8 protein-coding genes are annotated in these 12,336 nt (G+C 40.9%); 3 read left to right on the top strand and 5 right to left on the bottom strand.

Going from position 1 to position 12,336, the window contains the following annotated elements:
• The first annotated feature begins 15 nt into the window (after positions 1-15).
• Together LV85_RS05435 and LV85_RS05440 are read left to right on the top strand one after the other, a co-directional pair.
• Positions 16-1,788, top strand: a complete 1,773-nt coding sequence (locus LV85_RS05435) for a family 16 glycoside hydrolase (RefSeq protein ID WP_158531145.1) — start codon at positions 16-18, stop codon at positions 1,786-1,788.
• A gap of 15 nt (positions 1,789-1,803) precedes the next feature.
• On the top strand, positions 1,804-3,909 hold the full coding sequence (locus LV85_RS05440; protein ID WP_111317185.1) for a plastocyanin/azurin family copper-binding protein: 2,106 nt from the start codon (positions 1,804-1,806) through the stop codon (positions 3,907-3,909).
• A 103-nt stretch (positions 3,910-4,012) separates the two neighbouring features.
• Here the strand turns inward: LV85_RS05440 and LV85_RS05445 are convergent, their stop codons facing one another.
• The 4 genes from LV85_RS05445 to LV85_RS05460 form a co-directional block, all read right to left on the bottom strand.
• On the bottom strand, positions 4,013-6,295 hold the full coding sequence (locus tag LV85_RS05445) for a S9 family peptidase (RefSeq protein WP_111317186.1): 2,283 nt from the start codon (positions 6,293-6,295) through the stop codon (positions 4,013-4,015).
• 98 nt (positions 6,296-6,393) lie between these two features.
• The gene (locus tag LV85_RS05450) at positions 6,394-6,948 is read right to left on the bottom strand and encodes a DUF4287 domain-containing protein (protein WP_111317187.1); all 555 of its coding nucleotides are present in this window, start codon (positions 6,946-6,948) and stop codon (positions 6,394-6,396) included.
• Between the two features lie 8 nt (positions 6,949-6,956).
• Entirely contained in the window at positions 6,957-7,958 is a 1,002-nt protein-coding gene (locus LV85_RS05455) for an endonuclease/exonuclease/phosphatase family protein (protein WP_111317188.1), read from the bottom strand.
• 77 nt (positions 7,959-8,035) lie between these two features.
• Entirely contained in the window at positions 8,036-9,181 is a 1,146-nt protein-coding gene (locus tag LV85_RS05460; protein WP_111317189.1) for an acyltransferase family protein, read from the bottom strand.
• A 118-nt stretch (positions 9,182-9,299) separates the two neighbouring features.
• Between LV85_RS05460 and LV85_RS05465 the strand changes: the two genes are divergently transcribed.
• Entirely contained in the window at positions 9,300-10,193 is an 894-nt protein-coding gene (locus tag LV85_RS05465) for a PPK2 family polyphosphate kinase (RefSeq protein ID WP_111317190.1), read from the top strand.
• A gap of 7 nt (positions 10,194-10,200) precedes the next feature.
• On the opposite strand, the gene LV85_RS05470 is transcribed toward LV85_RS05465, so the two are convergent.
• A complete protein-coding gene (locus LV85_RS05470; protein ID WP_111317191.1) occupies positions 10,201-12,330 on the bottom strand; it encodes a chitobiase/beta-hexosaminidase C-terminal domain-containing protein in 2,130 nt (709 codons plus the stop codon).
• Positions 12,331-12,336 lie beyond the last annotated feature (6 nt).

Consider the following 12,336-nt stretch of genomic DNA (forward strand, 5'->3'; position numbering starts at 1 on the left):
CTACCGCTACAAAGTTTGAACGAATTCCAACCTACCAGTACCAACTGGCAACTAGTCGGAGATATATTCTACGATCTCAATGGAGGGAAGTCTAAAATCACGAATGGTACTGGCGTTTTGCTCAACAGTCTCCAAAAAGGAGAAAATCAAGCTATCATGTCTACTTTTGAACATGGTGACATAGAACTCGAGCTTGACTTCATGATGCCTAAAGGCAGTAACTCGGGCATTTATCTTCAAGGAAGATATGAAGTTCAGTTATTTGATTCATGGGCTGAACAAGACCCCAAGTACTCTGATGCGGGTGCTATATACCAGCGATGGGATGAGAACAGAGGAGATGGTCGAGAGGGCTATGAAGGACATCCCCCGCTTGTGAACGTGAGTAGAGCGCCTGGACTTTGGCAATCTCTTCGAATTGTGTTTCGAGCACCGCGCTTTGATTCTCAGGGGAAAAAAGTATCAAATGCCAAATTTCTTTCTGTTTACCAAAATGATGTGTTGGTTCAAAAGAATATTGAAGTAACTGGACCTACACAAGCTGCATTTTTTGAGGATGAGAAAGCGTTGGGGCCTTTGGTTATTCAGGGAGATCATGGCGGAGTAGCTATACGGGATATTAAGTACAAAACCTATGGTGCAGAAACAGTAACTTTGACAGACATGAAGCTAAGCTATTATGATAGCATCAAGACTATTAATGATTTTGCGAAAGCTCCACCTAAAGGTGAAATGGATATAGATGTTTTGGCACATCTAGCTCCAGCCACTAGAAACGAATTTTCAGGAACGATCGAAGGTACCTTAACGGTACCAAGTGACGGGGAATACTTCTTCAACTTAAACCTAGCTTGGGTGCCTGACGACACTCCTCCTGGGGTAATCAACGGAGCTGGGAAGTTTTTTATCGATGAGAAAGAAGTAGTATATGTGGATGGAGTCACTGGCAAAGCCAATGGTTCTACTCAATTGACTGCTGGAGTTCATAAAATCAAGTTGAATTACTTTAAAACTTTTGGTCACTGGTATGCACCTAGTAATGATATCACGCTGACTGTAGAAGGTAATGGAGTCGCCCAAACGGCTTTAAATGTTCCGATGAGAGCTGATGATCCAGTAGGGCAGATTGCTGTCAAAGTCACGGATAAGACTGTGATGCAACGAGGTTTTGTCATGCAACATGGTGAGAAGCGCACGCATACGGTAGCGGTAGGCGAACCTGGCGGAGCAAATTATGCAATTGACCTGAGTAGAGGAGAACTTCTGAATGTGTGGAGAGGGGATTTCGTAGAAACCACCCCAATGTGGTATGGACGTGGAGAAACACAATTGATGTTGCCTTTGGGGAACGTGATTGAATTTGGAGGTAAACCAACTATAGCTGCTCTTCCAAACAAAGATTCTGTTTGGCCAGATGAGATTACCGGTTTTGAATATACTGAGTATGAAGTTTTGAAAAATGGAAATCCTGTGATCTTGTATAAAATGCCAGGAGTAAATATCCGTGAATCTTTTGAAACGAGAGACTCTGGAAAGAAATTGGGTCATTCGTTGGAAGTCACTGCCGAAGATCAAAATGCACAGCTTTATTGTTTAGTGGCTCAAGCTTCTAAAATCGAAAAATTGCCAAATGGACTTTATGCAATAGATGATAAATCCTATTACATAGAGTTTGAAAAAAAGACATCGCCAATGGTAAGAACTACAAGCGATGGCTCTCAAGAGTTGATTTTACCGGTGAAGTTAAACGGCAACGCAGGTAAGGTTTCATATTCAATTGTTTGGTAATTAATAGGAAGCAGCATGAAAAATCTAATGACAATCAATATTAAAAGAGGATTTGCTTTTGCCTTGGCTTGCCTATTATTCGGACAAGTTGAATTAAAAGCTCAGGATAACGCGTTTAAGCCGGTGCAGGAGACAGAGGATGATTTCTATAAGATAATCTCCTTGCCTGTACCTGAAGATGTAATCCTTGAAGTAGGAGGAATGGCTGCCTTGCCTGATGGAAGCTTGGCGATCTGTACTAGAAGAGGCGAGGTTTGGATAGTATCCAATCCGAATATTTCTGGTAGCGAGAAACCTGTTTACAAGAAGTTTGCTTCTGGTTTACACGAGCCTTTGGGCTTGGCATATCACGACGGAGACATCTATGTGACTCAGCGAAGTGAGTTAACTCGCTTGCGCGATACTGATGGAGATGGGCAGGCGGATACTTACAAGAAAATTTACTCGTGGCCTCTATCTGGAAATTACCATGAGTATTCTTATGGGCCTACTTTCCTGCCTAATGGTAATATGCTGGTGACTCTTAATCTAGGCTGGAGCAACAGCCTAGGTCATGGTATTAGTTTGGTGCCTTGGAGAGGTTGGACTTTGGAGATTACTCCTGATGGAGAAATGATACCTTTTGCAGCGGGAATGCGTTCTCCAGCTGGTTATGGGATGAATGCCGAAGGAGATTTCTTTTATACAGAAAACCAAGGCGACTGGGTTGGATCGGGAAGGATTTCGCATGTAGAGAAAGGTGATTTTCTGGGTAATGCAGAAAGTTTGGAATGGTCTAGCTTGCCAGGATCACCTGTCACGTTGAAGAAAGAGGATATTCCAAATACCGGAGAACCATTTTATGATGTGGCTAAGCGAGTTCCAGGTTTGAAAGCACCTGCGATTTGGTTGCCTCATGGGATTTTGGGCATTTCTACTTCCGGATTTTTGAACGACAATACTGCAGGCGGATTTGGGCCTTTTGCCAATCAGGTATTTGTAGGAGATCAGGGACAAAGTAATATCGCCCGTGTAGATTTTGAGAAAATCGATGGGGTTTACCAAGGAGTTGTTTTTCCATTTAGAGAAGGCTTTTCTTCAGGTATCCTGAGAATGGTCTGGGGAAATGACGCATCCATGTTTGTAGGAATGACAAGCCGAGGCTGGTCTTCTACTGGCAAAGAGCTGTACAGTTTGCAGCGGTTGGTGTGGACAGGAAGAATGCCTTTTGAAATGAAGACAATCAAATCCAAGCCTGATGGTTTTGAGATTGAATTCACTGAGCCAATAAATAAGGAATTGGCTGAGGACCCTGCTAATTATCAAGTAACTGGTTTCACATATAAGTATCAAGCGGCTTACGGAAGCCCAGTGATCAATAATGAGCCTTGCAAAATCATAGGAGTAGTCGTATCAGAAGATGGTATGAAAGCTCGGTTAGTGGTGGATAATTTACGTCTAGGTTACATCCATGAAATCAAAGCTGAGGGAGTGAAATCCACTGAAGGTAAACCTCTGTTACATAGCGTAGGATATTACACCTTAAACAATTTAGGTAAAGGTGAAAAAGTAGATGTTGCACCATTCATGGCTCGACAAGAGCATGAGATGATGATGCAGGCGCAGGCTGATAGCATCGCGAAAGCCCAGGCTGATGCTGAGGCCAAAGCACAAGCGGCCGTAGCGAAACAACAAGCTGTAGCAAACAAGCCTGCAACTCCAAAGTTGGGAAAGCATGTGACTACTATGCCAGCAAACTGGGATGGGAAAGCGGATGTGACCATCAACATGGGGACTAAGCCAGGTTTGAAATTTGATCCGGCGCAGTTGCAGGTGAAAGCAGGTAGCAAGGTGAAGCTAGTATTCCAAAATGTGGATGATATGCTACATAACTTTGTGATCGTGATGCCAGGAACTGCCATAGAAGTAGGAGAGGCTGCGATGGCTTTAGGTTTGGAAGGTCAGCAAAAAGGATACATTCCAAACAGCAGCAATGTGCTTGTGTATACCAAGTTGCTGCAGCCTAGTGAATCAGATACGATTTATTTCATTGCTCCTACAGAGCCTGGAGAATACACCTACGTGTGTACCGTGCCTGGGCATTTCTATACGATGCAGGGAATCTTAAAAGTGGTGAAGTGATTTTTCAGGAAAGTCCAATGTCCAAAACAGGGGAATAGGACTTGATATTGTCATTTTATAAAAAAAGCGCAGATCGAAAGGTCTGCGCTATTTTACTTTCACATCAATTCTGAATTTGATAGTGTCTAAGTGGCTTTTCGCCCATCAGATGTTCTATAAAATAGTCCCATCGCTTTTTGGTAAAGTAATCACCATTTGTTCTACCGAAACTATGATTGCGACTAGGCCAAATAAATAAGTCAAAGTCTTTTCCCTCTTTGATCAATGCTTCAGCAAATTTGAAAGTTGCTGATGGATTTACATTTTCGTCTATGCCTCCATGGGCTAGCAGCAGATGTCCTTTTAAGTTTCCTGCATTTGTAATATTGGATTGCTCATGATAAAAGTCGCCCACAGGATAGCCCATGTACATTTCAGGCCACCATGCTTTTTCCATTCTGTGATCATGATCTCCCGCTGAGGCCACGGCAACTTTATAAAAATCAGGATGTAAGAGAATAGCTCTACCAGCATCGTATCCACCAGCTGAGTGGCCAAATATCCCAACTTTGTCAACATCCATAAACTTGTTTTTAGCAGCAAGTTCCTTGATGGCAAACACATGATCTGTAGTACCATCACCAAGATTTTTGTATGAGACATCATTGAAGGCTTTTCCTCTGCCATGTGTGCCGAGACCATCTACTGTAACAACCACAAATCCAAGTTCCGCCATGGGTTGCTGCAAACCAACTAAGCCTGCTCTGAATGTTTTGGGCGTAATATCTATATGAGGACCAGTGTAGCTGTAATCTATAATTGGGTATTTCTTTTTGGAATTAAAATCTGTTGGCAGATAGAATATCCCATAAATGATGGTTTTACCGTCCTTAGCCGTTGCGGTGAATTGCTTAGGACTTTGATAGCCTTTTTGGAGCAAATTGGAGATATCTGCTTTAGAGATTTCATGGATGATTTTCCCAGTTTTCAATTCCCTTACTACGGAAACAGTGGGCTGATCCACGGTAGAATAATTATCTATAAAATAGTCTTTGCCACTGCCATAGCTGATATCGTGAAAAGCATTTTCTGGGGTTAATAATTCAAGGCCTGTGCCGTCGAAATTTACTTTGTATACGAAAGAATAATAAGGGTTTACGTTTTCTTCCTTGCCAGCAGCTTCAAAGTAAATAATGCTGTTTTCCTCATCTATAGATAGGAGGTTTTTGACTACATAGTCACCAGAAGTAATTCGATTGATGAGCTTTCCTGTCTTCCAGTCCATCAGATAAAGCTGATTCCATCCTGATTTTTCTGTTCCAAGAATGAACTGCCCATTATCCAATCTTCTGAAAATATTGTTGTTGTTGATATGGGTAGGCGATGACTCTGTATATACTTTTCGAGTTTGCTTAGTAGCTGCATTGATCTCTAGGATTGAAAAGCTTTTGAATCCCCTCTGCAAATAAGTTCCGTAGAGGTTTTCACTCGTACTATCCCAATTGAAGTACATACCAATGAAATGAGGAAGTGAAAGCTCTGGAAATTTTGTCTCAACTTTGCTTTCTACATCAAACAGTACAGGTGTGTACATCACAACAGAAGTATCCCCGGGAGATGCACGATAATAGCCCATGAGTTGAGGGCGAAATTTATCGTCTTGACTATTGTCCAGAAGCAGCATTTTTTCGGCCAAGCGTAAGTCTACTATTTGCGTTTGGATTTTCTTCGAATCTGGCGACCAATTGATGCTCAAGTGTTCTGGCCGCTCTCCATCCTCACCAAGAACCATATCTGACCAACCCCAAAAAGAGGCGTATTCAAAACCCTTTTTCCCGTCGTAGCTCAATTGATTTACCTTGCCTGTTTCTAGATTTTCCACAAATAGATTGAAATTCTGTACGTAGGCTTTCCAGTTGCCATCCGGAGAAACTGAGACTGATCTATCTCGGGTGTCAGCAGAAGCTCTTTTTGAATCAAGATTTCCCTTATGATAAGTCCAAGTTTTGTTATTCCAGTCGAAGACTATTGATCCATCGCCCTTAAGCTGAATCCGAGAAAGAGGGAGATTACTGGGATCAATAGTTTCCCCGCTTTTTTCACTTAGCAAGTTTGCTAATTCCTCATGGTCAAATGCTTCTTTGGTTTCGCCCTTTTCTATAGAGGTTAGAAAAAATCGCTTGCCTTCTGCGGTGTAGGTTTGATGCCAAAAGCTAGTTTTGTCAGGGAGCCAATTTGGAATAACATCTAAATGGTAAACCTCTTTTTGGATGTTGCCACTTAGAAAGTATTCAGCTTTGTGGTAGGTGTCTTCGGTAATTTGGCCAAAGCTAATTTGACTAATAAGTGCCAGACAGAAGCTAAAACAAATGGTTTTGAAAGATTTGACATTATGGGAATTGGACATAAAAAAGGGGATAACTTTAATATTTAAGATATCCCCAAATTAAAGAAGATCAGATCAGTTATAGTCCAAAAATGTTCCTTTTTTGTAAGTACTGAGATTTATCCAGCAGCTTCGTATGCTTTTTTTATCCAGCCGATCAGCTCAGAGTTTATGTCAGATTCATTAGACAGGTGAATTTTGTGACTACACATACCATTTGTTTTGGTGTCAAGTTGCAGGATTCCTTCAGCAGGATGACCTTTCAGATTTAAGCCAATTTCATAGCGGGTTTTGGTAGCAGGAATGAGCATTGCAAATTGTTTCTTACGCCTCAGACTCACATAGGAATTTTTAGGAGCAAATTCCACGTCAGGGCCAAAGCCTTTGATTTCAGTACTTAGTTTTTCATAAATCGGAAGAAACTGTTCTTTGCCTTTATACTGCTTTGTGACCAATTCATCTGTGTCTGTGGCAGAGCCTGCATCAGATTTAAGCGTTTTATGAGCAACTAGATTGGCAAATCCATGAGTGAAATTATGCTCAGTTTTCAGAAATTTCAGAATTTCACCATGCTTTTTGAAGTTTTCTTTTTTGACAATCCCTATCCATTCTTCGAGGCTTTTGCCTGTGTTCTTTTCGAGATTGTCGATCATCGTTTGTGCGGCTTGATCCATAATGTATTTTAGGTGGTTGTTGTTTCTATTTCGCAAAGGACTGGGAAGTGGTCTGAGGCTTTTTTGAGTGAATTACTCAATGATTGGATAAGTGGGTTACTCTTTTCTAAATACGGGTTCCAAACTGTTCCAGATAGAACATTTAGCCCTTGACTTGCAAGTATGTGGTCGATTAAGACATTAATTTGATCGCCAGTGATTCTGTCCTTATACTTGCTTGAATTAGGTGTGTATCCGTAGCTATTAAGCTTGGGTTTGGGTAATACTGGTTTCAAAACATACTCTGGTTTCCAAACATCGCCAAGCAAAATTTCTACGGCACTTTTAGAGAATTTATTTTCGTAGAAGTCCAACTCAAATCCGTCATTGATATCACCCATCACCATGACTTGCTGATTTTTTTCCAAATACTCATCACATCGCTCACGGATTGACATGCATTCTGCAAACAGTTTCAATCTGTCCCGAGCGGAAATTTGTTCGAACCTTGCATAATCGACCATATCGAAAATCCCTTTGGACTTGGTGTGGGCAATGATAATCCTTGTGATCAAGCTATCATCCAAGCCCAAAATACTCAACTCAAGCGGGGGACGATAATGCTTGTATTGTTCCTTGATCAATCGATTGGTGGTGTCTTGGAGAAATGGTTCGTTAAATCTCTTTCCCTCCTTCGTTTCAGGGGTGAAAAGCACTTTGATTTTGTCAGGATTATAGATTGCACATAGTTCTTGCTGACCGGCAGAAGGAAAACCATGGATCCCTTTGTAATTGGCATCTGGAATGAAAGTTTGAGTCCAGATTTCCATTTGTTTGGACGCAGTTTTAGACCCGTCCACCAAGGTGTTTGGTCCTTCCACAATCCCCAGGAAATCAGGAGCCATTGCAGCAATAACTTCAGCGAGTTGCTGACTTCTCGTGTGTTCCTTTCCAGACATTTTGGGATTGCCATCTGTGTCAAAAAGATCACGCATCCATTCTACGTTGTAAACTCCAATTTTAAGTGTCATAAAAATATAGCTTAGATTAAAAATCTCTGTTAAGTTACATTTTAATGCTTATATATCTGATTAACAAATCATTGTAACTATACTTTGATGTAGATTTTCTTTTTGTCCATCCAAAGTCCAATGAGCCATATGATGAGCATATAGCTAAAGGCAAACAGGAATGAAGCCATTTTAGGTGAAAGCCAACTGGTATAGAAATTTTGATATATGAATCCTTTTAACGTAGTGTCTCCAACAGGAATCATCGATAAAAGAGTAACTACTAAACCAGACAAAACATATAGAATCAAAGGATTTCTACCGAATACTTCAAAGAAATAGGTCCAGCCTTTCCAGTTTTTTATTTCAATAATTCCAATTAAGAAGGCCAATAAAATAAGGTTAATCCCTGTGGTGAGTACTACATAAGAGCTTGTCCAGATTTTCTTATTGATTGGAAATAAAATGTCCCAGGCATAACTCAGAGCGATCAGCAGTACTCCGATGGCGAGTAATTTTTTGACAGTTTCCATCGTATTACCCATTTTCTGCACCATTTTGCCAGCTAAGTATCCTGCGATTACATTGACGATTCCAGGTAAAGTGCTCAATATTCCCTCGGGGTCAAAAGGAATTCCTTCGCCTCCATACATACGCTCTGGCCCGATCAGGGCTAGGTCCAATTTGATAGCTGCATTACCTGTGAGACTATATGGATCTGAGGCATCACCAAAGAAATACATAATGGCCCAGTAACCGAATAGAGCGATAGCGCTGAAAATCCAGCTAAACTTGATACCGCCATAATATAAGACAATGGATGCGAAGAAGTAGCAAAGTGCAATTCGCTGAAGTACACCGAAGAGACGAACTTGAGTAAGGTCTATAAAACTAATGGCACCCGCTTCGGATATGTCATAAAAAGGAAATGCATTGAGTAACCAGCCGATTAGGAATATCAGGATGGTTCTTTTACCTACTTTTTTAAAAAACTCGTTGCTAGGCATTTGCTGAAGCTTTTTCATAGAAAAACTCATTGCATTGCCGACTACAAATAGAAATGTAGGGAATACCAGATCAGTGGGGGTGAAGCCATGCCACTTGGCGTGAGCTAAGGGAGCAAATAAATTGCTCCAATCTCCTGCCGTATTGACTATGATCATAAAAGCAATAGTGAGTCCACGCAATACGTCAAGCGCCAGATATCTGTTTGTTATACCTGGAGAAATAGAATTTTGGGTCATGTTAAGGTGGGGTAAATTGGCTTGAAAAAGATTACATATCCTTTAAGCTTCAAGATAAAATATTATCTTGTTTTTCACTTGACCACTTAGATTTAATCACAGAAAAATACAATTATTCATGAAAAATATATCTGTAGAAGATTTTAAAATTACTGCTCCAATCAGTCTGAAGGAGATACCGACCAGTATCGATCTCGACGCATCAGAAAAGAAGAAGGATAAAAAGCTAAACAAGCTGAGAGAAAATCTCAGTGAACATCAGGATATCATGTATGCTCATAACAAGTATTCTGTGCTTATATGTCTCCAAGGAATGGATACGGCAGGCAAGGATAGTTTAATCCGGGAAGTGTTTAAGGAATTCAATCCACGTGGCGTGGTAGTTCATAGTTTTAAAACTCCTTCCACCTTAGAATTACAGCATGATTATTTGTGGAGACATATTGTTTGCCTGCCTCAGCGTGGAAAATATGGGGTTTTCAATCGGACGCATTATGAGAATGTCTTAGTGACGCGAGTGCATCCAGAATATATTCTAGGAGAAAATATTCCAGGAATAGAATCAGTGGATGATATAAAGGCGGAATTTTGGGAAAAGCGATTTGAGCAAATCAATAATTTTGAAAAGCAGATTGCTGATAATGGAACGATCATTTTCAAGTTTTTCCTTCACCTAGGCAAAGAAGAGCAAAGGCAGCGTTTGCTTCGTCGTCTGAATAAGTCCAAACATAACTGGAAATTCTCTCCAGGTGATCTCAAAGAGCGTGAGCGTTGGGATGATTATCAGAAGTACTACGAGGAAGCGATCAACAAAACCTCAAAAGCTCATGCTCCTTGGTACATTATTCCCTCAGACAATAAAGAAACGGCTCGGCTTCTTGTCGCAAAAATCATCTATGAGCAAATGAGAAAGATGGAGGATATCCAAGAACCTCAGTTGGATGATAAGATTAAGGAGAATATCGAAATGTATAAGGAGATACTGGCAAAGGACGAAAATTTAATTAAATGAGGTGATTTTACTCATTGAAAATCACCTCATCTACAAATACCCAAGCTTTACTTCCTGCATTGGAATGCCATTTTGGTAGATGTGGAACTGGTATTAAAGTGATTTTAAGCTTTTCGTACTTGTTGTTATCCAAGGAAAGTGTCAGCAGATCTGATCGTGCTGAAGATGCTTCCTTTGGCATAGGAGGAGAAATACTTGCGAGCTGCTTCCACTGCCCATTTTCTAATCCTTGAACTGTTACCTTGGCAGGAGGGAATATATGTGCTGCCTCATTGTAAAGTAAGCTTAGAGATACATCATTTGCCTTAGGCAAGTTCTTGAAGTCAACTTCCAATACCATCGGTTTTTCCTGGAAACCCAACCATTTTTGACCGTGATTTGTAGCTTCAGCTTTTACCAGATCAAAAAGAGTCCCTGGACCTGAAGCTTTATATTTTGAGTTTGGCTCATAGGCTAAAGCATATTCTGCAGGTTTGATTCCAGAATGAATGAATACAGATTCTATTTCTTTAGAACCTTTCCAGTCTTGGGAAAAAGCTTTGGCAATAATTTTCCCCGTAGTCGTGACAAATATTGGCTCCGTATAAATTGGACTAGAAATACTATCTGGCTCTGTACCATCTAAAGTATAGCGAATCTCAGCGGTTTTGATAGGGTGCGAGAGCTTGATCTCCAGACTATCTTGGTAGATCATCTCATCTTGGGAAATGATCGGGCTATTCAATTCATAGATTATTCCCTTTCCATCAAATCCAAAGTCAATTTCAGTATCAGGAAGTGCTTTTTGAATTTTCTCCTGATCTTCCTCAGTCAGTGCCGTATGCCATAAATAAAGTTTTTTGAGAGACTTCATCTCAGCGATTTTCTGTAACGTCGATTGATCTACTACGTTGCCAGAGATGGCGAGAACTTCAAGTGTTTTGAGTTCAGAAACGACTTTCAGCTGCTCAGCATCCAAGTCAGTAAAGTTCAATTGCAACTCTTCCAAGTGTTTGAAATCCTTCAAGAACTTAAGATCCACACCAGCCAATGGCATCTTGTTCAGACTAAATTTGACAATTTGATCATGAACCACTTTCAAGTCAGAAAGTGATTTGGGAGGGAAGGCTGAAATACCAAAATACGAAACATCCAACGCTGGTGATTCTGGGAAAAGTGCTTTTACAGATCTGAATGAGGTATTTAACTCTTCAATATCGTCTTGATCTGCAGCATCAAAGGAATAGATCTTATTTCCCTCAAACTTCACTGAAGCCAGTTGGTAGAGTTCATTTTTGGCTGGTAGCGTAACCAGTTTTTGCTCAAAGCTAGCTCCAGAAGCCACCCACTCACTTAGGATCAAAAGTTCCTCATCTGTCAGTTGAGCCTTATTCTTTGGTGGCATGTGCTTCTTGTCATCTTCAGGAAGATTGATTCGCTGGATTAGCATAGATTTCTCAAAATCCCCCGCCAATACAAAAGGACCTGTCTTTCCACCTTTTTGCAAGCCTTCGATATGATCCATTCTAAGCTTACCTTTTACCTTGCCTTCCTTATGACAACTGATGCATTTTGCCTGCAAAATAGGCTGCACCACATCGCCAAAAATCTCAGCCTCAGCCAATGGAATAATTTCAACTTGATTGGACTGGATAGGGGCCAAAAGGAAATCTTCTCCGTGTGTCAGCCCTGCGCCCCAATGTCCAGTGGCAATAATGGCAATAGCAAGGCCAAGGCTGGAAATTCGGATTAAGCTAGCTTTGATAGTTCTGAAAAAGTAAAGTAAAACACAGCCTCCAAAAACTACCATGCCTCCCCATTTGTGCCAGGTAAGTATCTCGCCAGTATATTCTTCCTGAGCCAAGATCAGCCCAGCTAACACAGTGATTCCTGCGAAATTACATCCAGCTAGAAAACTGACTTCTCCTATTTCTCTTATCTCGGGCTTTTGATCAATTCCTGGGATCCAGAAAAATAGTAAACCCATAAGGAGCAATACAATCGGGAAGTGTAAGAGTATAGGATGGCTTCTGCCGAATACTTGCAGCCAATCGGGCAAAACCAATGCGTCGCCAGCCAGGGTAATGATGAGTGTGAGACCGATCCAAACAAAAAGGCTGCTTTCTAGAATAGATCTAATCGAAGAAATCTTGAGCATGGGAAT

Source organism: Algoriphagus chordae (genome assembly GCF_003254055.1).
GTDB lineage: Bacteria > Bacteroidota > Bacteroidia > Cytophagales > Cyclobacteriaceae > Algoriphagus > Algoriphagus chordae.

Bases quoted from the DNA above. Each gene is read 5' to 3' on its own strand.
- LV85_RS05440 (WP_111317185.1), top strand. From the start codon at position 1,804: ATGAAAAATCTAATGACAATCAATATTAAAAGAGGATTTGCTTTTGCC.
- LV85_RS05445 (WP_111317186.1), bottom strand. From the start codon at position 6,295: ATGTCCAATTCCCATAATGTCAAATCTTTCAAAACCATTTGTTTTAGC.
- LV85_RS05450 (WP_111317187.1), bottom strand. From the start codon at position 6,948: ATGGATCAAGCCGCACAAACGATGATCGACAATCTCGAAAAGAACACA.
- LV85_RS05455 (WP_111317188.1), bottom strand. From the start codon at position 7,958: ATGACACTTAAAATTGGAGTTTACAACGTAGAATGGATGCGTGATCTT.
- LV85_RS05460 (WP_111317189.1), bottom strand. From the start codon at position 9,181: ATGACCCAAAATTCTATTTCTCCAGGTATAACAAACAGATATCTGGCG.
- LV85_RS05465 (WP_111317190.1), top strand. From the start codon at position 9,300: ATGAAAAATATATCTGTAGAAGATTTTAAAATTACTGCTCCAATCAGT.
- LV85_RS05470 (WP_111317191.1), bottom strand. From the start codon at position 12,330: ATGCTCAAGATTTCTTCGATTAGATCTATTCTAGAAAGCAGCCTTTTT.